21 protein-coding genes and 2 pseudogenes are annotated in these 23,761 nt (G+C 73.9%); 18 read left to right on the top strand and 5 right to left on the bottom strand.

The annotated features are described in order from the left end of the window. Positions 1-70: 70 nt before the first annotated feature. The gene (locus AB0O01_RS00670; RefSeq protein WP_365309466.1) at positions 71-304 is read left to right on the top strand and encodes a hypothetical protein; all 234 of its coding nucleotides are present in this window, start codon (positions 71-73) and stop codon (positions 302-304) included. Positions 305-405: 101 nt separating this feature from the next. Here the strand turns inward: AB0O01_RS00670 and AB0O01_RS00665 are convergent. After that, positions 406-729, bottom strand: a pseudogene (locus tag AB0O01_RS00665) (alpha/beta hydrolase); the annotation flags it as partial. A 206-nt stretch (positions 730-935) separates the two neighbouring features. On the opposite strand from AB0O01_RS00665, the gene AB0O01_RS00660 reads away from it, so the two are divergent. The 13 genes from AB0O01_RS00660 (at position 936) to hypE (ending at position 14,768) form a co-directional block, all read left to right on the top strand. Further along, positions 936-2,120: a hydrogenase expression protein HypE gene (locus AB0O01_RS00660; RefSeq protein WP_365309464.1), complete on the top strand. Its 1,185-nt coding sequence runs from the start codon at positions 936-938 to the stop codon at positions 2,118-2,120. 74 nt (positions 2,121-2,194) lie between these two features. After that, positions 2,195-3,979, top strand: coding sequence for a nickel-dependent hydrogenase large subunit (locus AB0O01_RS00655; RefSeq protein WP_365309462.1), 1,785 nt, complete (start codon positions 2,195-2,197; stop codon positions 3,977-3,979). Next, positions 3,976-4,515 (top strand): hypothetical protein, encoded by a 540-nt coding sequence (locus tag AB0O01_RS00650; RefSeq protein ID WP_365309460.1) that lies wholly within the window; start codon positions 3,976-3,978, stop codon positions 4,513-4,515. Before AB0O01_RS00655 ends, AB0O01_RS00650 begins: the two co-directional genes overlap by 4 nt. Then, positions 4,512-5,240, top strand: coding sequence for a DUF5947 family protein (locus tag AB0O01_RS00645; protein WP_365309458.1), 729 nt, complete (start codon positions 4,512-4,514; stop codon positions 5,238-5,240). Before AB0O01_RS00650 ends, AB0O01_RS00645 begins: the two co-directional genes overlap by 4 nt. Continuing rightward, on the top strand, positions 5,237-5,914 hold the full coding sequence (locus tag AB0O01_RS00640) for a DUF6084 family protein (protein ID WP_365309456.1): 678 nt from the start codon (positions 5,237-5,239) through the stop codon (positions 5,912-5,914). Before AB0O01_RS00645 ends, AB0O01_RS00640 begins: the two co-directional genes overlap by 4 nt. Continuing rightward, complete coding sequence (locus AB0O01_RS00635) at positions 5,911-7,530, top strand: hypothetical protein (protein WP_365309455.1); 1,620 nt, start codon at positions 5,911-5,913, stop codon at positions 7,528-7,530. The genes AB0O01_RS00640 and AB0O01_RS00635 overlap by 4 nt, the downstream gene beginning before the upstream one ends. Beyond that, complete coding sequence (locus tag AB0O01_RS00630; protein ID WP_365309453.1) at positions 7,527-8,099, top strand: hydrogenase maturation protease; 573 nt, start codon at positions 7,527-7,529, stop codon at positions 8,097-8,099. Before AB0O01_RS00635 ends, AB0O01_RS00630 begins: the two co-directional genes overlap by 4 nt. Before the next feature lie 353 nt (positions 8,100-8,452). Then, on the top strand, positions 8,453-8,851 hold the full coding sequence (locus tag AB0O01_RS00625; RefSeq protein WP_365309451.1) for a hydrogenase maturation nickel metallochaperone HypA: 399 nt from the start codon (positions 8,453-8,455) through the stop codon (positions 8,849-8,851). A 2-nt stretch (positions 8,852-8,853) separates the two neighbouring features. Next, the gene (hypB, locus tag AB0O01_RS00620) at positions 8,854-9,690 is read left to right on the top strand and encodes a hydrogenase nickel incorporation protein HypB (protein WP_365309449.1); all 837 of its coding nucleotides are present in this window, start codon (positions 8,854-8,856) and stop codon (positions 9,688-9,690) included. After that, on the top strand, positions 9,687-12,197 hold the full coding sequence (gene hypF / locus AB0O01_RS00615; protein WP_365309447.1) for a carbamoyltransferase HypF: 2,511 nt from the start codon (positions 9,687-9,689) through the stop codon (positions 12,195-12,197). Before hypB ends, hypF begins: the two co-directional genes overlap by 4 nt. Positions 12,198-12,281: 84 nt before the next feature. Beyond that, positions 12,282-12,587: a HypC/HybG/HupF family hydrogenase formation chaperone gene (locus AB0O01_RS00610; RefSeq protein ID WP_365309445.1), complete on the top strand. Its 306-nt coding sequence runs from the start codon at positions 12,282-12,284 to the stop codon at positions 12,585-12,587. Continuing rightward, positions 12,584-13,708 carry a hydrogenase formation protein HypD gene (gene hypD / locus AB0O01_RS00605; RefSeq protein WP_365309443.1) on the top strand — a complete coding sequence of 375 codons (1,125 nt, stop codon included), beginning with the start codon at positions 12,584-12,586 and terminating at the stop codon, positions 13,706-13,708. The genes AB0O01_RS00610 and hypD overlap by 4 nt, the downstream gene beginning before the upstream one ends. Then, entirely contained in the window at positions 13,701-14,768 is a 1,068-nt protein-coding gene (gene hypE / locus AB0O01_RS00600; RefSeq protein WP_365309441.1) for a hydrogenase expression/formation protein HypE, read from the top strand. The genes hypD and hypE overlap by 8 nt, the downstream gene beginning before the upstream one ends. A gap of 109 nt (positions 14,769-14,877) precedes the next feature. On the opposite strand, the gene AB0O01_RS00595 is transcribed toward hypE, so the two are convergent. Next, positions 14,878-16,500, bottom strand: coding sequence for an amidohydrolase (locus AB0O01_RS00595; protein ID WP_365309439.1), 1,623 nt, complete (start codon positions 16,498-16,500; stop codon positions 14,878-14,880). A gap of 141 nt (positions 16,501-16,641) precedes the next feature. Here AB0O01_RS00595 and AB0O01_RS00590 point away from each other — a divergent pair, with 141 nt between their 5' ends. Together AB0O01_RS00590 and AB0O01_RS00585 are read left to right on the top strand one after the other, a co-directional pair. Further along, a complete protein-coding gene (locus AB0O01_RS00590; protein ID WP_365309437.1) occupies positions 16,642-17,613 on the top strand; it encodes an Lrp/AsnC family transcriptional regulator in 972 nt (323 codons plus the stop codon). Positions 17,614-17,768: 155 nt separating this feature from the next. After that, positions 17,769-18,131, top strand: a complete 363-nt coding sequence (locus AB0O01_RS00585) for a DUF952 domain-containing protein (RefSeq protein WP_365309435.1) — start codon at positions 17,769-17,771, stop codon at positions 18,129-18,131. Between the two features lie 221 nt (positions 18,132-18,352). Here the strand turns inward: AB0O01_RS00585 and AB0O01_RS00580 are convergent. The 3 genes and pseudogenes from AB0O01_RS00580 to AB0O01_RS00570 form a co-directional block, all read right to left on the bottom strand. Beyond that, positions 18,353-18,532 (bottom strand): annotated as a pseudogene (locus AB0O01_RS00580) (LysR family transcriptional regulator); the annotation flags it as partial. Between the two features lie 396 nt (positions 18,533-18,928). Next, positions 18,929-19,837 (bottom strand): hypothetical protein, encoded by a 909-nt coding sequence (locus tag AB0O01_RS00575; RefSeq protein WP_365309433.1) that lies wholly within the window; start codon positions 19,835-19,837, stop codon positions 18,929-18,931. 5 nt (positions 19,838-19,842) lie between these two features. Next, positions 19,843-20,490, bottom strand: a complete 648-nt coding sequence (locus AB0O01_RS00570; protein ID WP_365309430.1) for a papain-like cysteine protease family protein — start codon at positions 20,488-20,490, stop codon at positions 19,843-19,845. Positions 20,491-20,758: 268 nt separating this feature from the next. Here AB0O01_RS00570 and AB0O01_RS00565 point away from each other — a divergent pair, with 268 nt between their 5' ends. Then, positions 20,759-21,685: a hypothetical protein gene (locus AB0O01_RS00565; protein ID WP_365309428.1), complete on the top strand. Its 927-nt coding sequence runs from the start codon at positions 20,759-20,761 to the stop codon at positions 21,683-21,685. A 946-nt stretch (positions 21,686-22,631) separates the two neighbouring features. Next, positions 22,632-23,660, top strand: coding sequence for a methyltransferase (locus AB0O01_RS00560; RefSeq protein WP_365309426.1), 1,029 nt, complete (start codon positions 22,632-22,634; stop codon positions 23,658-23,660). Positions 23,661-23,761 lie beyond the last annotated feature (101 nt).

Here is a 23,761-nt window from a genome sequence, read left to right as displayed (position 1 = left end):
CCGCCACGGACTCGGGGCCAGGGCGAGTAGATTCGTGGGGTCGGGGGCGGGCCGAGGAGCAGGGGTGGGTATGAGTGACAGTCAGGTGACGATCGAGCTCACGGGTGACGAGGCACTGGTGCTGTCGGACTGGCTGCACAAGCTCCAGATGACGGACCTGGGCCGCGTTGTCGATGATCCGGCGGTCTGGGCGCCGATCCATCGGATCGCCGCAACGCTGGACAAGGCACTTCCCGAGCTGTTCGCGCCCGACTACGACCAGCGGGTCGAGGCGGCCCGGCAGCGGCTTCGGCCGGAGGACTGACGACACCCCCCGGCCCGGCCGTTGCGGGTCGGGGCCGATCGCGGACGTTCCGGCGCTCGCCGACCGGCCGCGGCGCGTCCGACCAGTCGACAGCAGGAGACTCAGCGGGCCAGCAGGCCCCGGATCGCGGCTGTGATCTCGTCGGGTGCCTCTTCGGCCATGAAGTGCCCGGCGCGGGTCAGCCGGTGGTCCAGGTCCGGCGCCCACGCCCTCCACACCCCGGCGGCGTCGTAGCCGAGCCGCGCGCCCCAGTCCTGCTGGACGACCGTCACGGGCATGGCGAGCTGCGACCCGGCGTCCAGGTCCGCCCGGTCGTGGGTGACGTCGATGCCCGCCGAGGCCCGGTAGTCCGCGACGATCGCCGTCACCGCCGCGCCGCTCGCGCGCAGGTACTCGGCACGTATCTCCTCGGGCAGGGTGGCCGGGCGCCTCGGTACGGGCCGTGCCGCCGCCCGCACTCTCCCCTCACCCGGCCCACACTCCGCCCCCCAACCTCCCACCCCGCGCCACGCACCCACATCACCGGAATGGCCCGTGTCGACCCCCCATCCCCGGCCGACCTCTGGTAACAAGAAAATACGGCAGTCGGAATATCCGCCTTTGTCCCCTACCTCCCCGAGGAGGCGGTCTCATGACTCCGGCCAAACCCCGCGGCTCCGGCGCGAAACCCGGCAAGGACGCGTCCCCCGACGCAACCCCCACCGAGACCCCCGTCGGTACCCGCACCAGGACGTCCGCCGGTACCCCCACCGAGACGTCCGCGAGTACCCCCACCGAAGCCCCGGCCGAACCCCCCACCATCCACATCCTCTGGATCAACGCCGGTCTGAGCTGCGACGGCGACTCGGTCGCGTTGACCGCCGCCATGCAGCCGAGTATCGAGCAGATCGCCCTGGGTGTGCTGCCGGGCCTGCCGAAGGTGCAGGTGCACTGGCCGCTCATCGACTTCGAGTGCGGCCCGGTCGGCGGCGCCGACACGTTCATCGAGTGGTTCTTCAAGGGGGAGCGGGGCGAGATCGACCCGTTCGTGCTGGTCGTCGAGGGATCCGTACCGAACGAGGCGATCAAGCCGGAGGGCTACTGGTGCGGCTTCGGGGACGACCCGGAGACCGGTCAGCCCATCACCACCAGTGAGTGGCTCGACCGGCTCGCGCCCAAGGCCCTCGCCGTCGTCGCCATCGGCACCTGTGCCACGTACGGCGGTATCCACGCGATGGAGGGCAACCCGACCGGGGCCATGGGCGTGCCGGACTACCTGGGCTGGGACTGGAAGTCGCACGCGGGCATCCCGATCGTGTGTGTGCCGGGCTGCCCCATCCAGCCCGACAACTTCGCCGAGACCCTCACCTACCTGCTCTACCAGGCGGCCGGATCGGCCCCGATGATCCCGCTGGACGACAAGCTCCGCCCGTCCTGGCTGTTCGGCGCCACCGTCCACGAGGGCTGCGACCGGGCCGGATACTACGAGCAGGGTGACTTCGCGGGCACCTACGACTCACCCAAGTGCCTGGTGAAACTGGGCTGCTGGGGGCCGGTCGTGAAGTGCAACGTCCCCAAGCGCGGCTGGATGAACGGTATCGGCGGCTGCCCCAATGTCGGCGGCATCTGCATTGCCTGCACCATGCCGGGCTTCCCCGACAAGTTCATGCCGTTCATGGACGAGCCGCCCGGCGCCACCCTGTCGACCAAGGCCAGCAGCGCCTACGGCGCGGTGATCCGCAGACTGCGCCATGTCACCGAGCACACGGTCGACCGGGAACCCAAGTGGCGCCACACCGGCACGAAGATCACCACCGGCTACCGGCCCCCCTGGTGACCCCGGGCCGCTCCCGTCCGCCCGCCGCCCGCACCCCCGACCACCTCCCCCTTCCGGAAAGGCACGACTGAACGATGGCACCGACGACCAAGGCGGCCGGCGACGGCAGCGGCCTCATGGAGATGTCCTGGGACCCGATCACCCGGATCGTCGGGAGTCTGGGGATCCACACCAAAATCGACTTCAAGCAGAAACGGGTCGCCGAGTGCTACAGCACCTCCTCGGTGTTCCGCGGCTACAGCGTCTTCATGCGCGGCAAGGATCCGCGTGACGCCCACTTCATCACCAGCCGCATCTGCGGCATCTGCGGCGACAACCACGCCACCTGCTCGGTGTACGCGCAGAACATGGCCTACGGGGTCAAGCCGCCGCACCTGGGGGAGTGGGTCATCAACCTCGGCGAGGCCGCAGAGTACATGTTCGACCACAACATCTTCCAGGAGAACCTGGTCGGGGTCGACTACTGCGAGAAAATGGTCAAGGAGACCAACCCGGGCGTCCTGGAACTCGCCGAGCGCACCGAGGCCCCGCACGCCGCCGACCACGGCTACCGCACGATCGCCGACATCATGCGCTCGCTCAACCCCATGGAGGGCGAGTTCTACCGCGAGGCGCTCCAGGTCAGCCGCTACACCCGGGAGATGTTCTGCCTGATGGAGGGCCGCCATGTGCACCCCTCCACGCTCTACCCGGGCGGCGTCGGCACCAACGCCTCCGTCCAGCTCTTCACGGACTACCTCAGCCGCCTGATGCGCTACGTCGAGTTCATGAAGCGCGTGGTCCCGCTCCACGACGACCTGTTCGACTTCTTCTACGAGGCCCTGCCCGGCTACGAGGAGGTCGGCCGCCGCCGCGTCCTGCTCGGCTGCTGGGGCGCCCTCAACGACCCCGAGCACTGCGACTTCACCTACGCCAACATGACCGACTGGGGCCGGCGGATGTTCATCACCCCCGGCGTCGTCGTCGACGGCGAACTCGTCACCACCGACCTCACCGAGATCAACCTCGGCATCCGCATCCTGCTGGGCAGTTCCTACTACGAGGACTGGCAGGGCCGGGAGCAGTTCGTCACCCACGACCCGCTCGGCAACCCGGTCGACCCGCGCCACCCCTGGAACCAGCACACCATCCCCGCCCCGCAGAAGCGCGCCTTCGACGACAAATACAGTTGGGTCATGTCGCCGCGCTGGTTCGACGGCAAGGACCACCTCGCCCTGGACACCGGCGGCGGCCCCATCGCCCGGCTGTGGGCCACCGCGCTGGCCGGTCTGGTCGACACCGGCGGGGTGAAGGCCACCGGGCACAGCGTCGTCATCAACCTGCCGCGCACCATGACCCGGCCCGAGACCACCTTCGAGTGGAAGATCCCCCGGTGGAGCAACGCCCTGGAACGCAACCGGGCGCGCAGCTACTTCCAGGCGTACGCCGCCGCCCTCGCCCTGCACTTCGCCGAGAAGGGCCTCGAAGAGGTCCGCGCCGGACGCACCTCCACCTGGGAGAAGTTCGAGGTCCCCGACGAGAGCGTCGGCGTCGGCTTCACCGAGGCGGTCCGCGGTGTCCTCTCCCACCACATGGTGATCCGCGACGGCAAGATCGCCAACTACCACCCCTACCCGCCCACCCCCTGGAACGCCAGCGTCCGCGACCCCTACGGCACCCCGGGGCCCTACGAGGACGCCGTGCAGAACACCCCCATCTTCGAGGAGAACCCGCCGGACGAGTTCAAGGGCATCGACATCATGCGCGCCGTCCGCAGCTTCGACCCCTGTCTGCCGTGCGGCGTCCACATGTACGTCGGCGGCGGCCGGACCGTGCAGAAGATGCATGTCCCCACCGGCCTGAGCGGGCTCGGCGGATGAGCGCCGCCCCCGCCCCCTCGCACGCGGAACGGGCCGGACGCCGGGTCGAGGCCGCCCTCGACCGGCTCGCCGCCACCGGCGACCCGGCCGCGACCGCCGCCGCCGAGGAACTCGTCGGCTCCCTCATGGAGTTCTACGGCGCCGGACTCGCCCGCGTCCTCGACCTGCTGCCACCCGGCGCCCGCACCGGAGACCTCCTCGGCGACGACCTCGTGACGAGCCTGCTGCTCCTGCACGATCTGCACCCCGAGGACCTCACCACCCGCATCCGCCGCGCCCTGGACCGCGTCGACGGCACCGCCTACGACATCGTGGACCACGACGAGACCACCGGCACCCTGCGGCTGCGCGCGACGGCGTCCGCCACCGGCTGCGGCTGCTCCTCGTCCGGCGCGCCGGACGCCGCCGCCCGGACGGTCGAGGAGGCGCTCTCCTGCTTCGCGCCCGAGGTCACCACCGTAGAGGTGAGCAGCGAGCCCCGCCGCGCCGAACCCGCCCTGCTCCAGATCGGCGTCCGCCCGGGAACCGGCGCATGAGCCCCGCCCCGCCCGCCACCGCCCGCCCCCGCCAGGGGCTGCGCCGCTTCCTCACCGACCGCCCGCCGCCGCAGGAGCGCTGCGGACTGTGTGCGGCGCCCGTGGCGGACACGGACCACCGGCACCTCGTCGACACCGAGCGGCGCAGCCTGGTCTGCGCCTGCCCCGCCTGCTTCCTGCTGATGGAGCGGCCCGGCGCGGGCGGCCACCGCTTCCGCCCGGTACCCGCCCGCTGGCTCACCGACCCCGCACACCGCCTGGACGACCGGGCCTGGGACCGGCTGCGCATTCCCGTCGGCGTGGCGTTCTTCTTCCACAACGCCGCACTCGACCGGCTCATCGCCCTCTACCCCAGCCCCGCCGGGGCCACCGAGAGCGAACTGGAACCCGACGCCTGGACCGACGTCCTCGGCGCCTCCCCCCTCGCCGGGCTCCTGGAACCGGACGTGGAGGCACTCCTGCTGCGCCGCACCGGCGACGGAACCCGCAGCTACCTGGTGCCCATCGACGCCTGCTACGAACTCGTCGGCCGGATGCGGATGCTGTGGCAGGGCTTCGACGGCGGCGCCGAGGCACGCGCCGCCCTGGCCGCCTTCTTCGCCGCCGCCGACGAACGGGCCCGCCCGGTCGACGGTCCCCGGCGGGTCGACGGTATCCGGCGGATCGACAGTCCCCGACCGGCCGATCGTGCCCGCCCGGCAACGGGGGAGGAGGACCGGACATGAGCGAGTTCACCTTCGGCTGCACCGGCGTGCGCGCCGACCGCTACGCCGCCGGCCCGACCCTGGTCTTCCGGCTCAGAATCACCCACAGCGGCGACGAACCCGTCCACGCCCTCGCCCTGAACTGCCAGCTCCGCGTCGAACCCGCCCGGCGCGGCTACGGCCCGGCCGAGACCGACGGCCTGGTCGACCTGTTCGGCGAGCCGTCGCGGTGGGGCACCACCCTCCAGCCGCTCCAGTTCGCGCAGGTCCCGCTGATGGTCCCCGGCTTCACCGGGGAGACCGAGGCCGACCTCGTCGTGCCCTGCACCTACGACCTGGACATCGCCGCCACCCGCTACCTCGCCGCCCTCGACGGCGGGGAGGTGCCGCTGCTGATGCTGTTCTCCGGGACGGCGTTCACCGGCGCGGGCGGCTTCCGGGTCCGGCCGGTGCCCTGGGACCGCGAGGCCGCGTTCCGGATGCCGGTCGCGACCTGGCGCGAGATGGTCGACCAGCACTTCCCCGGCTGCGGCTGGATCAGGCTGCCCCGCGACACCATGGACGCCCTGCTCGCCCACCGCTCGCGCCGCGCCCTGCCCTCCTGGGAGGCGACCGTGCGCGATCTGCTCGACCGGGCCCGCGCCACCGGCCCCGCCGCCACTCTCACCGGCACACCGGGAAGGACCGCCCCGTGAGCGCGCCCGCGTTCGCCCCGCAGACCGAGGCCCGCCTCGCCCTCGCCCGGCAGGTCGCCGACGCCGTCCTCTTCGAGGGCTACGTCCTCTACCCCTACCGGGCCTCCGCCGCGAAGAACCGGCTGCGCTGGCAGTTCGGCGTCCTGGTGCCGCCCGGCTGGGGCGCCGACCGCGCCGAACACTCCTTCCAGCGCACCGAATGCCTCCTGGAACCCAGGTCCGGCGCCACCCTCTGCGTCGAACTGCGGTTCCTGCGCGCCCGCCGCCGCACCGTCCAGCGGATCCGCCCGGACGGCGGATTCGAGACCGTGCCCGAACTCCGGCTCGCCGACCGGACCCTGGTCCCCTGGGACGAGGGGGTGGAGGACCGCGTCACCGCCGTCGTCCCGGTCGCCGACCTCCTCGGCGACGGCGTCACGATCCCCGTCGAGCGGCCCGCCGGCACCGTCCACGGGCCCGTCCTCGACGCGGACGGCCGCACCGCCGGGCGCACCGTCCACCGCCACGAGCCCCTGAGCGGACGCCTGCGGCTCACCGCCCGCGAACTCGACGGCCCCTACCGGGTCGTCCACCTGACCGCCGTCGTGGAGAACACCGACCCCTGGACTCCCTCTCCCGACGGAGGGGACGACCGGGACGCCGCTCTGCCGCGCTCCCTGGTCGCCGCGCATCTGCTGATGGCGGTGGACCGGGGAGCGTTCCTGTCGATGACCGACCCGCCGCAGTGGGCCAGGGCCGCGGTCGCCGCCTGCCGCAACGAGCACACCTGGCCCGTCCTCGCCGGTGAGCCCGGCCGCGCCGACCTGCTGCTGTCCTCACCGATCATCCTGGAGGACCACCCCGCCATCGCCCCCGAGAGCCCCGGCGCGCTCTACGACGCCACCGAGATCGACGAGATCCTCGCCCTGCGCACCGCCGCCCTCACCGACGAGGAGAAGCGCGAGGCCCGCGGCACCGACGACCGGGCCGCCGCCGTCATCGACCTCGCCGACTCCCTGCCGCCCGAGATGCTCGAACGCCTCCACGGCGCGATCCGCGGCCTGCGCGAGGCGACCGCCCCCGGCACCCGGACCGGCCTCCCCGACGTGCGGGGCGTGTCCGAGCCCGAGACGCCCTGGTGGGACCCGGCGGCCGACGCCGGATTCGACCCCGGGCGCGACCGGGCCCTCGTCGCGGGCCGCCCCGCAGGCGCGGGCACCCGGCTCGTGCTGCGCCCCGGACCGCGCCGCACCGACGCCCAGGACCTGTTCCTGCACGGCCGGACCGCCACCGTCGAATCGGTGCTGCACGACGTGGACGGAGCCGTCCATCTCGCGGTCGTCCTGGACGGCGACCCCGGCGCCGACCTCCGCCGCGCCCAGGGCCGCTACCTGTACTTCCAGCCCGACGAACTCGCCTGGCCGGACGAGCCCACCTCGCCCGAGGAACGCGCCCGGCCCGGGGAACCCGCGGTGACCGGGAACCCCGCGGTGACCGGTGACCCCCGTTTGCCCGGCGAGGCCGCCCTGCCCGGCGAACGCGCCCGGCCGGGGACACCCACCCGGCCGGAGACACCCACCCGGCCCGAGGCCCCGAAGCTGCCCAGGGAACCCGCGCTGCCCGAGGACCCCGCATGAGCGCCCCGCCCGCCATCGACCCCACCGCCCGCACCCTCGTCGCCGGAATGGGCAACATCTTCCTCGGCGACGACGCCTTCGGTGTCCGCACCGCCCGCGCTCTGGCCGACCGCCCGCTGCCCGCCCAAGTCGAGGTCGCGGACATCGGCGTCCGTGGAGTCCACCTCGCCTACCGGCTGCTGGACGGCTACGACACCCTGGTCCTCGTCGACGCCACCGCCCGTGGCGGACCGCCCGGCACCCTCTACGTCATCGAGCACGAGGACGACGCCACCGCCGTCGCCGAAGCGGCCGGGGCACCCCTGGACGGCCACCGCATGACCCCCGACGCCGTCCTCGCCCACCTCGCCGCCCTGTGCGCCGGAACCGGCTCACGGCCCCCGCGCCGGATCCTCGTCGTGGGCTGCGAGCCCGCCTGCCTGGACGAGGGGATGGAGCTGAGCGAACCGGTCTCCGGCGCCGTGCCCCGCGCGGTGCGGCTCGTCGAGGAACTGCTGACGGCAGCCCCGGACGTACCGCCGGACCCGACACCGGCCGGCCACGCCGCGAAACGAGGAGAGACCCCGTGAAGAAGACCGTCGCCGGCGCGCTCGCCGCCGCACTGGCCGTGATCGCCGCCCTGTCCCTGCCCGACATCCGGCGCTATCTGCGCATCCGCAGGATGTGACCCCGTCCGTGCCCGACGACCGGCCCTGCCCGCGGATCCGCAGGATGTGCCCCGCTCGCTGCCCGGCGTCCATCCGTCCCCGCCCGCGCATCCGCAGGAGGTGACACCCGCCCGGCGGCGGCCGGTGCGGCAAACGACGTACCCGCCCGGCCCCGGCGGCGTGCCGGGACCCGGCACCGCCGTCCCGCGCCTCTAATGGGACCCGGCCCCGCGCCCCACGTACACCGCGCGCCGCTCGCGCCGGGACGGAGAGAGATGCACGAGATGTCCATCGCGCTGGCGGTGATCGAGCAGGTGGAGGAGGCGGCCGGACGGGCCGGTGCGGTCACCGCGGTCCGCTCGGTCCGGCTCCAGGTCGGCGAACTGGCCGGAGTCGTGCCCGACGCCCTGGCGTTCTCCTTCGAACTGGCCCGCGAGGGAACCCTCCTGGACGGTGCCGAACTCATCACCGAGCCCGTGCCGGGACGCGCCCGCTGCGCCCCCTGCGACCACACCTGGGCCGTCGGCATGCCCCCGCGGCTGACCTGCCCCCGCTGCTCGGGATCGGGCACCGACCTGCTCTCCGGCCGGGAACTGCGCATCACCGAAGTGCGCTGGGACGAGGACCCCGCGCCCGCCGGACGCATCCGTGAACCCAGCATCGAGGAGCGCTGAACATGTGCCGTGCGGTGGATCTGCACCAGTCCGTGCTCGCCCGCAACGACGAGTCCGCGCAGCGTCTGCGCGCCCGGCTCACGGCGGGCGGCACCACCATGGTCAACCTGCTCTCCAGCCCCGGCAGCGGCAAGACCGCCCTGCTGGAGCACGAACTCACCCTCGCCCGCGAACGGTCCGTGCCCGTCGCCGCGCTCACCGCCGACCTCGCCACCGACAACGACGCGGCCCGGCTCGCCCGCTCCGGCGCCCCCGTCCGGCAGGTCCACACCGACGGGCTGTGCCACCTGGAGGCGGGCATGCTCGCCCGGTACCTCGACGGCTGGCCGCCCGATCCGCCGCGTCTGCTGTTCGTGGAGAACGTCGGCAACCTCGTCTGCCCGGCCACCTACGACCTCGGTGAGACTCTGCGAGTCGTCCTCGCGTCCGTCACCGAGGGCGAGGACAAGCCCCTCAAGTACCCGACGGCCTTCGGCCTCGCCCACCTCGTCGTCGTCACCAAGACTGACATCGCCGCGGCCGTCGACTTCGACGAGACCGCGTTCCGCGCCCATGTCGAGCAGGTCAACCCGGGTGTCGAGGTGCTGCTCACCTCCGTGCGCGACGGCACGGGCCTCGGCACGCTCCTGGACCGGGCCCTGTCCGCTGCGGCGGCGGGCCACGCGCCGCACACCCCGGTCATGTCCGGCCGGACACACAGCCATGGTCACAGCCACAGCCACAGCCACGCCCACAGCCACCACGGCGACGGCGGCGAGCCGCACCCCCACACCGGGCACGCCCCCGCCCCCCACCCCCACACCGCACCCGGCGCCACCCCCGCCGCCGTCACCCCATGACCCTCACCGCACCCGGCGCCGCCGACGGCACGGTCCTGCGCCGCCGCGTCACCGTGCGCGGCGTCGTCCAGGGCGTCGGCTTCCGGCCGTACGTCCACGCCCTCGCCACCTCGCTCGGCCTGGCCGGGCATGTCACCAACACCCCCGCCGGGGTGGTCGTCGAGATCGAGGGCGACCGCGCCGGCCTCGACCGGTTCTGCGGGCGTCTCGCCCCCGACGCCCCGCCGCTGGCCCGCGTCGACGGCATCGACCAGCACGATCTGCCCGTCACCGGCGACGGCCGGTTCACCATCCTCGCCTCCCGCCCCGGCGACCCGGCCGGTGCCCTCATCCCCCCGGACACCGCCACCTGCCCGGCCTGTCTGGACGAACTCGCCGACCCCGCCGACCGCCGCCACCGCCACCCTTTCGTCAACTGCACCTACTGCGGCCCCCGCTACACGATCGTCACCGGTCTGCCCTACGACCGCGCCCACACCACCATGGCCGCCTTCCCCCTCTGCCCGGACTGCGCCCACGAGTACGCCGACCCCACCGACCGGCGCTTCCACGCCCAGCCCGTCGCCTGCCCGGACTGCGGCCCCCGCCTGCGCCTCCTGGTACGCCCCACCCGCCGCCCCGGCACCACCCGCGAGGACACTGGCGGCGCCAGCCCCGAGGAGACGGCCGCCGCCAACCCCCAGCAAGCCGAGGGCGCCACCCCTGACCAAGCCGAAGGCACCGCCCCCGAGGAGACCTCCGCCGCCGACCCGGTGACCGAGGCCCGCCGGCTGCTGGCCGAGGGCGCGATCGTCGCGGTGAAGGGACTCGGCGGCTACCACCTCGCCTGCGACGCCACCGACCCGGCCGCCGTCGCCGAGCTGAGGCGGCGCAAGGCCCGGGGCGGCAAGCCCTTCGCGCTGATGGCCCGCACCCCCCGGGACATCAGCCACCTGGTCACCCTCGACGAGGCCGAGCACGCCCTCCTCACCTCGCCCGCCCGCCCCGTCGTCCTGCTGCGCCGCCGCACCGGCGGCCCCGCGCCCGCGGGCCCGACCCCGGCACCCGGGGTCGCCCCCGGCAGCCCCGACCTCGGCGTCATGCTCCCCTACACCCCCCTGCACCACCTCCTGCTGGGCCTGCCCCAGGACCCCGAAGGGCCCCGGCTGCTGGTGATGACCAGCGGCAACCTCTCCGGCGAGCCCATCGTCACCGACGACACCGAGGCCCTCGAACGCCTCGCCCCGCTCGCCGACGCCTGGCTCGTCCACGACCGGCCGATCCAGGTGCCGTGCGACGACTCCGTCGTCCGGATCTGCGACGGACGCCCCCTCGTCGTGCGCCGCGCCCGGGGCTACGCGCCCCTGCCCCTGGACCTGCCCGTGCCGGTGCGCCCCGCCCTCGCGGTCGGCGGCGACCTGAAGAACACCTTCTGCCTCGGCGCGGGCCGCCGCGCCTGGCTGTCCGCGCACATCGGCGACATGGACGACCTCGCCACCCAGCACGCCTTCACCCGCGCCGTGGCCCACCTGGAGACCATCACGCCGGTACGGCCCGCCCTGCTGGCCGCCGACCGGCATCCCGGCTACCGCTCCGCCCGCTGGGCCGACCGGCGTGCCGCCGGACGCCCCGTGGTCCGCGTCCAGCACCACCACGCGCACATCGCCGCCGCGATGGCCGAGCACGGGCTCGACGGCGGCAGCCCGGTCCTCGGCGTGGCCTTCGACGGCACCGGGTACGGGGACGACGGGGCGGTGTGGGGCGGCGAGTTCCTCCTCGCCGACTACGCGGGCTTCACCCGCCTGGCCCACCTCGCCTACGTCCCCCTGCCCGGCGGCGACGCCGCGGTCCACCGCCCCTACCGCATGGCCCTGTCCCACCTGCGCGCCGCTGGCCTTGCCTGGTGCCCCGGCCTGCCCTGCACCACCGCCTGCCCGACCATCGAACTCACGCTGCTGGAGCGTCAGTTGGTGCGTGGTGTGAACTGTGTGCCCACCTCCAGCATGGGCCGCCTTTTCGACGCGGTGTCGTCCCTGACCGGTATCTGTCACCGTTCGGACTACGAGGCCCGGGCGGCCGTCGAACTGGAGGCCGCCGCGCTGACCGCCCCCGCCGACGACACCACCGCTTACGCCTTCGCCCTGCACGAGAGCGGCACCCCCGGCGCCCCGCTGCGGGCGGACCCCGCCCCGGTACTGGCCGCTGTGGTCGCCGACCTCCGGGCGCGGGTGCCCGCCGCGTGGATCGCGGCACGCTTCCACCGCGCGGTCGCCGCGCTCGTCCACCGCGTCTGCCTGCTGGCCCGCGCCCGCAGCGGAGTCGACACCGTCGCCCTCACCGGCGGGGTCTTCCTCAACACCCTGCTGTCCTCGGCCTGCGCCGCGGCCCTCGCCGCGGACGGCTTCACCGTGCTGCGCCACCACCTGGTCCCCCCGGGTGACGGCGGCCTGGCCCTGGGCCAATTGATGGTGGCCGCCCGCACCGGCCCACCGCACCCGCCCGTCCCACCCACAGCGCCCGCCCCCTGACACACCCCCCCGAAGCCCCCTGCACGACCCCCGAGCAACCCCCGAACCACCCCTGACGAAGACCCCCACAGCGAGGAGAGGCCCATGTGCCTGGCGGTACCCGGCAGAGTGCTGGACATCGGTGAACGCGACGGCACCCGGGTGGCCAGCGTCGACTTCGGCGGCGTGGTGAAGGAGGTGTGCCTGGAGTACCTGCCCGACCTCCGGGTCGGCGAGTACGCCATCGTCCATGTCGGCTTCGCCCTGCAACGGCTGGACGAGGAGTCGGCCCTCCAGACCCTGGAGCTCTTTGCCGAACTGGGCGTGCTCCAGGAGGAGTTCGGCGATCCCTGGGACACCGCGGAGGACCCGTCCGCGGTCCCGCACGACGGTGAGGAGGCCCACCGGTGAAGTACATCGACGAGTTCCAGGACCCCGCACTGGCCCGCAGGCTGCTGGACGAGATCCACGCCACGGTCACCAGGCCCTGGGCCTTGATGGAGGTGTGCGGCGGCCAGACCCACTCCATCATCCGCCACGGCATCGACCAACTCCTCCCCGAGCAGGTCGAGTTGATCCACGGGCCGGGCTGCCCGGTCTGTGTCACCCCGCTGGAGATGATCGACAAGGCGCTGGAGATCGCGTCCCGCCCCGGTGTGATCTTCTGTTCGTTCGGTGACATGCTGCGCGTCCCCGGCACCGGCCGCGACCTGTTCCAGGTGCGGGGCGCGGGCGGTGACGTCCGGGTCGTGTACTCGCCGCTGGACGCTCTGCGGATCGCCCGGGAGAACCCGGACCGCGAGGTGGTGTTCTTCGGTATCGGCTTCGAGACCACCGCGCCGCCCAACGCCATGACCGTCCACCAGGCCCGCAGGCTCGGTATCCGCAACTTCAGCCTGCTGGTCTCCCATGTGCGGGTGCCCCCGGCGATCGAGGCGATCATGGGATCGCCCGGCTGCCGGGTCCAGGCGTTCCTCGCCGCCGGGCACGTCTGCACCGTGATGGGCACCGGCGAGTACCCTGGACTCGCGGCCCGCCACCGCGTTCCCCTTGTCGTCACCGGCTTCGAACCCCTCGACATCCTCGAAGGCGTCCGCCGTGCCGTGCGGCAGCTCGAACGCGGTGAGCACACCGTGGAGAACGCCTACCCGCGCGCCGTCCGCGACGAGGGCAACCCCGCCGCCCAGGCCATGCTGACCGATGTCTTCGAGGTCACCGACCGTGCCTGGCGCGGCATCGGGGTCATCCCCGCGAGCGGCTGGCGGCTGTCCGAGAAGTATCGCGACTACGACGCCGAGACCCGGTTCGGCGTCGGCGGCACCGGCACCCGCGAACCCGCCGAGTGCCGCAGCGGGGAGGTGCTCCAGGGGCTGCTCAAGCCGACCGGGTGCGAGATGTTCGGCACGCGCTGCACCCCGCGCACCCCGCTCGGCGCGACCATGGTCTCCAGTGAGGGAGCCTGCGCCGCCTATTACCTCTACCGGCGTCTCGACGCCGCGCCCGCGCCCCGGGAGGCGAGCCCCGTTGCCTGAGACCAGTGACATCCTGGACGTGACCAACTGGACCTGCCCCGCGCCGCTGCGCGGCCAGTCCCGGGTGGTGATGGGCCACGGCGGCGGGGGTACCCTCACCGCGGAACTCGTCGAGCATGTCTTCACCCCCGCCTTCGGCTCCCCGCCCCTCGCCGAGCAGGGCGACGCCGCCGTCCTGACCCTCGGCGGCGCCCGGCTCGCCTTCACCACCGACTCCTTCGTGGTGCGCCCGCTGTTCTTCCCCGGCGGCAGCATCGGTGACCTCGCCGTCAACGGCACCGTCAACGACCTCGCCATGAGCGGCGCCCGCCCCGCCTACCTGTCCTGCGGGTTCATCCTGGAGGAGGGTGTCGGGATCGAGACCGTCGCCCGGGTCGCCGACGCGGTCGGTGCCGCCGCGCGGGCCGCGGGCGTGGAGATCGCCACCGGCGACACCAAGGTCGTCGAGTCCGGCCACGGCGACGGGATCTACCTCAACACCTCCGGCATCGGCCTGGTCCCGCCCGGCGTCGACCTGCGCCCCGCACGAGTCGTCCCCGGCGACATGGTCCTCGTCAGCGGCCCGATCGGCGAACACGGCGTCGCCGTTCTCAGTGTCCGCGAGGGCCTGGAGTTCGGTGTCGAGATCGTCAGCGACTGCGCGCCCCTCGCGGGCCTCGTGGCGGCCCTCCTCGACGCCGCCCCGGACGTTCGGGTGCTGCGCGACCCCACCCGCGGGGGACTGGCGGCCTCCCTGAACGAGATCGCCTCCGCCTCGGGCACGGGCATCGTGCTCACCGAACGCGATGTCCCCGTCCCGCCCGCCGTGGCCAACGCCTGCGCCGTCCTCGGCCTCGACCCGTTCTACGTCGCCAACGAGGGCAAGCTCGTCGCCTTCGTCCCGCGCGCCCACGCCGACGCCGCCCTCGCCGCCCTGCGGGCCCACCCCCTGGGCGCCGGGGCCGCGGTCATCGGCGAGGTGGTCGCCCGGCACCCCGGCATGGTGGTGGCCCGCACGGGCCTCGGCGGCACCCGAGTCGTCGACATGCCCCTGGGCGAGCAACTCCCCCGCATCTGCTGAGCCGCCCCGCCGGCCGGTCCGGCCGGCCGGCGGGTGAACCGGCACCGAGAGGCGGCCCGCCGGGCTCCCCGGAGTTACCGACCGACCGGCCGTCCGGGGCCATCCCCGCTCACCCCGTCCCGGCCCCCTCCCCGACCGGAGCGCCACCCACGAAGGTGTGCGCGGGCACCAGATCGCGCAGGACGTCGCCCGAGCAGAGGGCGGGGTCCCGCTCCCAGACGGTGAAGTCGGCGAGGCGGCCGGGGGCGAGGGTGCCGCGGATCCGCTCCTCGCCGGTGAGGCGGGCGGCGTTGGCGGTGTGCAGGGTGACGGCCTCGTCGTAGGTGATGGCGTGCTCGGGGCCCCTGACGCCGATGACGGTCCGCCGGGTGGTCATGCCCCACACCGACCGCATGGCCCCGAACCGGCCGACGGGGAAGTCGGAGCCGGCGCTGACCTGCGCGCCCAGGTCGATCCACCCACGGGCCGGGAAGAGCCGGGCGACCCGCTCGGGCCCCCAGTAGCCCTCCTCCACCTCGGCGGTGTCGTGCAGCAGAGGCTGCTGGATGGTCACGGGAACGCCCAGGGCGACGGCGCGGGCGCGCTGCTCGGGCCCGGCGAGTCCGCCGTGCTCCATCACCAGCGTGCCGGCGGGCAGCCCGGGATTGCGGTCCAGGACGCGCTCGTAGACATCCAGCAGGATCCGGACCGCGCGGTCGCCGTAGGCGTGGGTGCCGACCCGCCAGCCCCGCCGGACGACCGCTTCGACCGCTTCGGCCAGTGCGTCCGGTTCCCACATCAGCGTCCCGGAGAAGGAGTGGTCGCACGCGTAGGGCTCCTCGGTGGCCCCGGCCTCCAGACCGCCGTCGAGGCCGAACTTCACCCCCCACACCGACAGCCACGGATCAAAGGTGCCGCGCCACTTCTCCATCACGTCGAGGAGGTCCTCCACCTGGGCCGCGCCGGTCAGCCCGAGCGCCGAGATCAGTGTCCGCACCCGGGTGCCGAGCGCCCCCGCCGCACGGGCGGCCAGCAGCACCTCGTGGTCCTCGGGCGTGACCGCGCAGTCCCGTACGGTCCCGATGCCGGTGGCCGCGTACGCGTGACTGGCCAGGCGCAGTCCGTCGATGCGCTCCGCCCGGTCCTGGGCCGGGACCAGGCGCTCCACCAGGTGCAGGGCGGTGTCCGTCAGCCGTCCGTCCAGCCTGCCGTCGGCGTCCCGCCCGATACTGCCCCCGGGCGGTGCGGGGGTGTCCTCGGTGATCCCGGCCAGGCGCAGCGCGCGGGTGTTGACGACATCGTTGTGGCCGCCGCGCTTGACCAGGACCGGATGCCGGTCGGTGGCCCGGTCCAGTTCGGCCGCGGTGGGCAGCCGGCGCTCGGCCAGATGGAGTTCCTGCCAGTTGGTGGTGGTGCGGATCCACTCACCCGGCGGGGTGGTGGCCGCCCGCCGCCGGATCAGATCGAGGAACTCGGCGATGTTCCGGGCCCGGTGGACCGGTACGTCATGGGCGCCGAGCCCGGCGAGGACCAGATGGGTGTGGGTGTCGTCGAAGGCGGGCAGCACGGTGGCCCCGGGCAGATCGCGCACCTCGGTGCCGGTGCCCACCAGGTGGTCGAGGCCCCCGGGGTCGGCCGACACGGCGATGATGCGGTCGCCGCGCACGGCCAGCGCCCGCTGCGGGCCCCGGCCGGGCACCAGGGTGTGCACCGCGCCGGCCCGCATCAGCAGTTCGGCCCCATGATCGGTCATCGTCCGCTCCTCGCTCTCACCACTGCCGGATCCCGAACGGTTCGCGCCGCCCGGGGACGAGACCGTTGTAGAAGCCGCCCGCCCATCCACCGCCAAGAAATCGGCATCCACGCCGAAAACCCGCCACCCGACCGGCCTAGAATGCGGATCGTGCGACAGCGGCTCGACGAAACCGACCGGCGGATCGCGGCGGCCCTGGTCGCCTCGCCGCGCGCCTCCTGGCGCGAGGTGGCCCGCTGCCTGGGCCTGTCGGAGCGCACCGTCGTGCGCCGGGCCGCCCCGCTCTACGCCGACGGCACCCTGCGCGCCACCGTCGTGCGCAACCCGGCCCGCTTCCCGCACCTGGTCCCGCTCGCGCTGCGCGTCCGCTGCCGCCCCGGCCGGATCCGCCGGGTCGCCCAGGCACTGGCCCGCCGCACCGACACCGTCTGGGTGGACATCCTCGGCGGCGGCGACGAGATCTGCGCCGTCTTCTTCCTGGAGGGCGCACCGGCCCGCAACACCCTCCTGCTGCGCGATCTGCCCGCCACCGACGCCGTCGGCTCCTGGACCACCCACACCCTGCTACGGGTCTTCCCCACGGCGTTCCGCTGGACCGCCGGTCTCCTCTCCCCGCCGGAACTGGCCGCCCTCACCCCCGGCCCGCCCCCGACCGGCACCCGGCCGTTCACCCCCCTCGGCCTCGACGCCCCGCTCATCACCGCACTGGCCGAGGACGGCAGAGCCACCTACAGCGACCTGGCCCGCCGCGCCGGCACGACCGCGCTCAGCGCCCGCCGACGGCTGGAGACCCTCCTGCGGTGCCGGGTCCTGCGACTGGCCACCGAACTCGACCTCGCCCTGCTCGGCGCACACACCGAGGCGCTCCTCTGGATCAGCGTCAGGCCCGGTGCGCTCCAGGAGACCGCGCACACCCTGAGCACCCATCCGCACATCCGGTTCTGCGCCGCCACCACCGGCCCCGCCAACCTGCTCGTCGCGGTCGCCGCCGCGGACCTCGACGCCCTCTACACCTTCCTCACCGACACCGTCGGCCCGCTCGACGGGGTCACCGCCGTCGACACCACCCCCCTCCTGTCGACCGTCAAACGCACGGGCCTGATCCGGCGCTGACGGCACCGGCGGCGGACCGCGTGAAGAGGTCGCCGTGACCGGGATCCAGCAGGTGCCCCGGGGCGTTCCGCCCGTGGTGCGCGCGCAGCCCGAAGCGCTGGACCCGCGCCCGCCGGGTCACACCCGCACCCGTGATGCGCGGGGTATGTTGGCCCATGATCTATCACGTGGTCCCGCTGAGGGACTGGTCGGCCGCGTCCGGCCGGTCGTACGCGCCCGCGTCGCTGGCCGCGGACGGTTTCGTCCACTGCTCCCCGGACGAGGAGTCCACCCTCGCCGTCGCGACCGCCTTCTACGGGCAGACCCCCGGGCCGCTCCTGGCCCTGCTCATCGACGAGCGCAGGCTCGATGCCCCGGTGCGATGGGAAGCGGCGGATCCCGAGCCGCCTCCCGGAGTCCCGCCCGCCACCTTGTTCCCGCACCTCTACGGCCCGGTCGACCGTGACGCCGTCGAAGAGGTGAGGCAGATCGTGCGGGACGAGGAGGGCCGGGCGACGGGGCTCGCGACCTGGGGGTGATGTCAGGCACGGCGACGGCGACGGCGCCGTACCGCCGCCCGGTGACCGAGGCCGACTCATCGCGCGCCGGGCAGCCACGACCCCCGCCCGCCACGGCTCCGGCGGCCCGGACACCGCGGGCCGACGCGCCCCGGGCCCGCTCGGCCCCCTGCCGAGCGCGGCTCATCAGTGCCCGGGCCCGCCGTGGCGTCCCGGCCCGCCGCCGTCAGGAACGCCGCCGCGGCCTGCGACGGCATCGAGGCGATGTCCACGCGTCCGGTGCGCAGTTCGCGGACGGACGCCACGCCCGCCCGCGCGGTCTCCACACCGCGGACGGCCGTGCGGGCCGGCCCGATCAGCGCCCGGCCCGCCTCGGTGAGCACGGCTCGCCGCCCGGTCCGGTGGCACAGCTCCGGCCCGAGGCCGTCCTCTTGACGGATGTCCCTGCGACCCTCGCCCCGAGCGGACGGACGTCGTCGCACCCGCCGTTCCGGCACCGGGCGCGCCCCCGGCCCCGGGACCGGTACGCACCCGGCCTGTACATCCGTTGCACACGGGACAGCCCGTATGCCCGGCCCGGCGTCATCCCGGAATGCCGATGGGGCACGCGACGACCGGAGGCCCGGCGGCTTCCGAGGCAGCCTCGACCGCCCCGTCGCGCCCCGGCCGGCGACCGTGAGGTGGCACCCGGACTGCTCGGCGGCACCCCGGGCGAAGGACTCACGTGCACGCGGCCCGGCGCGCCCGCCGCCGGGGAGGGCGACGGGCGCACGATTCACCCGGGTACGGTGCGACGGATCGGGTGCGCCGCGGTCCGCTCAGGCACGGCGGCGCCGCCGCACCCCGGCCGCCATGGCTCCCGCTCCGCCCAGCGCGAGCGCGAGGGCCGCCCCCGCCCCCGCGGTCACCGGGACGGCGTTCACCGGGCCGCCGCCGCCCTCCCGTACCCCGGCCTCCTGGGCTGTGCCGCCCCGGGAGTACCCGCCGGCGTAGCCCTTCTTCGCGTACCCGGAGCCGGGGAGCTTGTCGCCGTAGGCGGCCCGGACCCGGGTGCGGTAGGCATCGAGGGTGGTGCCCCCGCCGCCGACCGCCCGGACCGCGTCCTCGTCCAGCGGGAGCACCTTCGCCCCCTTGTGCACGAACCAGGCGTCGATCTGGGGCTCGCGGAACACCGTCCCGCCGGGGAGCAGGTCCGCGCCGCGCCGGGCGTAGCGGAACTCGTCGTCACCGGTGGCGATGTTCACCACCTGCCACCCGCCGTCCAGCGGCGCCGCCCACACGGACGCCCGTCGGCCGTCCGCCGAGACCGCCTGGGTGGCCAGGAACTCCGTGCGGGCCACGGCCGCGCCCGGCTTCCCGGCGACGAAGTCCGGTGACAGCGTCAGGACGGGCACCGTGGAGCCCTCGGCGCGGGGCCCGGCCGCGGACCGGCCGACCGCCCCCTCCCCTTCCCCGGTGACCGCCCCCTCCCCGGTGGCCGCCCCGTCCCGGGCGAAGAAGCGGGAGAGGGTCTCCAGTGTGGCGGGAGCGGTGGCGGCGGACCGGGCCGCCGCCAGATCGGCTGCCGACGGTTTCCCGGCCGCGAGCACCGCCGGACCGCCGCCGCCGAAGCCGCCGTCGGCGGTGGCCGTGGACGCGCCCGCGAGGGTGCCGCCCGCGCCGAGGGCGAGGGAGGCCGCGCACGCGGCGGTGACCGACTTCCATGACCGGTCCGAGGTCCGCCTCATCGCGTTCACGCCCCTATCCGGTAGAGGGAGTGGGTCCAGGAGAAGGAGCTGTTGTTCACGTACCAGGCGTGGGAACCCCAGTTGTAGCGGCTGCTGGACGGCCAGGGGTCGGCCCAGTAGACCCAGTTGTTCGCGGTGTCATAGCCGTAGATCACATGCATGTGGCCCCCGCCGCTGGACCACTGGATCCTGGTCTCGATGGGGCGGTTCTGGTCGATGTCGGTCTGGACGGCCGGGTAGCGGAGCCAGTTGGCGATGTACGACCCGGGCCGTACGCCCGCCCAGCTCAGCCCGGTCTGCACGTTGCCCAGGGTCGCCTGGTTGTTGGGGCACTGGGTGTTCTGGGCACGGTTGAACGCGGCATTGCAGAACTGGTTCTGGCTGTAGGTCCGGCCGAAGTAGGCGGCGATGGTGTTGCCGCCCGCGGCCCAGCACCAGTTCGTCTGGAGCTGGGCCTGCATGGTGATGTTCAGCCGCTTCGCCGCGAGGGCGGGAGCCGCGTCCGCGACGCCGGCCGCGCGGGTGGCGGCCCGCTCGTCGGAGGGGGCCGCGACGGCCGGTGACAGGGGCACGGTCATGAGTGCGGCGAGTGCGGCGGCGACGGTGGTGAGTTCCGCCGAGACGGCCCTGAGCCGTCTCCTGTTCCTGTGCATGGCGTTCCTCCCTGAGGGGGTCGGTGGGGGCGGAGGAGCGCGTCCGGACGCTGCGGTCTGAGCATCCGTTCTTGTCGGGAGCAGGTCAACGCGCTTCAATGCGGTGGACACGGCGCTGTGAACGCCTCGGCCCGGTCGTGAACACCGTTCCTCCGTGTCACCTGGGCGGCGGCGTACACCCGTCCGCGCGGCCCGGCGCCGTCGTGAACGTTCACCGGGCGCCGTGCCACAGCCCGCGCGGACGCGCCCGAAGCCGCAGGAGGTACGTATGGGTCACACCGAGGCCGATCTGGTGCAGATGCTGCACACCGGGCCGTTCCATCTGGCGCTGCGCGCGGCGCTGTCGGTGCGCGGACTGCCGCTCCAGCGGGTCCAGCACCATCTCGCGCACCGAGGCATCAGGGTCGGTGTCACCAGCCTCAGTTACTGGCAGCAGGGACTGCGCCGTCCCCGGCGCCCCGAGTCGCTGCGGGCCGTCCGCGCCCTGGAGGAGGTACTGGAACTCCCCGGGAACTCACTGATCAGGCTGCTCGGCGAGGAGGCCGCCCGCTCCACCGCCGCCCGGCCCGCCGCCCGCTCCTACCGTGCCCTGCTGGAGGTGTCCGCCGCGGTCGAGGAACTGCTGGCCGGGCTGGAGAGCCCGCTGGACGGCGGACTGCACACCGTCGGCCACCACGAGCGGGTGACCATCGGTCCGGCCCGGGAACTGCTGAGCCGCGACTCCCGGCACGTCGTACGGGCCCACCGCGACGGCATCGACCGCTACCTCGCCATCCACCACGGCGACCCGGGCTGCGACCCCGCCCGCGTCCGGGTCACGGCCCGCGACAACTGCCGCACCGGGCGGGTCCGCCGGCACCGGGAATCCGGCCTGGTCATGGCGGAACTGCTCTTCGACGCCCGGCTGCGCGCCGGTGAGACCCATGTCTTCGGCTACGGATTCGAGGACGGCACGGGCGGCGCGAGCGGCGAGTACGTCCGGGGCTTCCCCTACGCGGGCGGACAGTACGTCCTCCAGATCCGCTTCGACGACCACGCCCTCCCGGTACGCTGCCGCCGCTTCGCCCAGGCGACCACGGGAGCCCCCCGAGGAGCCCGCACCGACCTCACCCTCAGCGGCCGACACCGCACGGTCCACCTCGTGGAGCAGGGGGTGCGGCCGGGGATCCTGGGGATCGAGTGGGACTGGGAGTGAACGCGGGAGGAGGAACACTGCCGGCGCCGGCGCCGGCGCCGACGCCGGTGCCGCGCCACGATGGGACCGCCCGGCCGGGCACGCAGGCCCGGAGCCGGTCCGCCGCCGCGGCCCTCCGGGTCTGATCCGGGCCCAGGAGCGACGGCGCCGGCGAGCGGGTCCCGCCCCTGGGGCTGTCGGCGGCGCGCAGTGCTCCTGAGCTACCCGCCTGCGGACTCCGGCTCCGAAGGGCCCGTGCCGTGCCGCGCCCCGTATCTCTGTCGCGCTGCGGCCGTCCCCGGACTGGCCACCATGAGGAAGGGGCCCCGTCGTCCGGGAAGACGCGCGGCTCAGCCGGCCCTGCCCCCGACCCTCGTGGCGGGCGTGGCATCAGAAGTCCGCATTGAGCGGCGGCAACATCTCCATCCCCGCCACGAGCGAACTCAACGCCGCTCAGGGCTACCCTCCCACCAGCAGCGCCCGGGACCACCGCATCCCGTTCTCCCTGTCCACCCGACATCAGCGTGTGGTGGAGCGGGAACATGCTCGACGCCATACGCACCGCCCTCCACTCGCTCGGGAACGCCGGTGCCGGCGACCGGGATCGGCCCTGATCCGTGCTTTACCGGACCGACCGTGCGCGCGGGAGTCCGGCGACATCCCGGATTCAGCACCTTCGGGCAGCACTTCGGTCCGAGTCGGCACAAGCACGTTCCGCCCCGTCACCGATCGCAGCGGTGTTCGAACACCATGTCAGTGCCATGGAGCGGCGCGGTCGAAAGGCTGAGGCATCCGCCACACGGCCCCGGGCCACCGCTCACCGCCACCGCTCACCGCTGTACACCGCTTGCTGTTCACCGCCGCCCGCCCCAGCCCCTTGCCCGCGCGCGCCGTCCGGTCGCGGACACCGACCCCGGCACGACGCCTGTCCCGGTCCTTCTCCGCACTCCCGCTCACAGGAGCTTCGTTGGACTCCTCCTCGCCCCGCACACCTTCCGAGCACATATTCGATGTCGTCGTCAACTTCTGGACCGCCCGCGCGGTGTACGCCTTCACCGTGCTGGGCCTGGCCGACCGGATGGCGGACGGGCCGAAGCGGGTCACCGACCTCGCCGCGGCGACGCACACGGACCCCCAGGCGCTCAAACGCCTGCTGCGGGCCTTGGCGGGGGCTGGGATCTGCCGTACGGACGCACAGGGGCGGTACACGACGACCGAGGCCGGTGACATGCTCCGCACCGACGTCCCCGGTTCGATGGCCCCCTACCTCCACATGGAGTTCAGCGACGCCCACCACGGCGCGTGGGGCCGGATCGTGGACGCCGTACGGACCGGCCGCCCGGTCTTCGAGCAGGTCCACGGCAAGACCCTGTGGGCGTACTGCGAGGAGGACCGTGTCATGGCGGACCACCTCAACAGGTCGATGACCGGGCTCACGGGCATGGTCGCCGACGCGGTGCTCGACGCCTACGACTTCAGTCCGTACCGGAAGATCGTGGACGTGGGCGGGGGAGAGGGCGGATGGCTCGCCGCGATCCTGTCCGCCAGCCCCGAGGCGCGGGGCACGGTGTTCGACCTGCCGCACGTCGCCGACGCGGCCCGTGCCTGGATCGGTGAGGCGGGTCTCGGGGAGCGCTGCGACGCGGTCGGCGGCAGCTTCTTCGAGACGGTCCCGGACGGCGGCGACCTGTACACCATGAAGTGGGTGCTGCACGACTGGGACGACGCGTCGAGTGTCGAGATCCTCAGGGCCTGCCGCCGTGCGATGACCGACGACGCACGGCTGCTCATCGTCGACACCGTGATCACGGAGACGGACGGGTTCTCCCCCGGGAAGGTGCTCGACCTGAACATGATGGTTCTCCTCGGTGGCCGCGAGCGCACCGCCGCCGAGTTCCGCGAACTGCTGTCGGCGGCGGGCTTCGCACTGGCCCGCGTGATACCGACCCGTTCGATGAGCGACATCGTCGAGGCGGTACCAGTCACGGCGGCCTGACCGGCGACGAGAACCGGCGGACCCTCGTTCCGTCCCCGTCCGGCCGCAGCGCGGGCGCCACGGGTCGTGCACCGGTGCGCCTGCGGAGCGGCCCGCTGCTT

The organism is Streptomyces sp. NPDC093252 (assembly GCF_040683675.1).
GTDB lineage: Bacteria > Actinomycetota > Actinomycetes > Streptomycetales > Streptomycetaceae > Streptomyces.
Note: the sequence above shows the minus strand (reverse complement) of the source record. Positions and strands in the feature narration are given on the sequence as shown.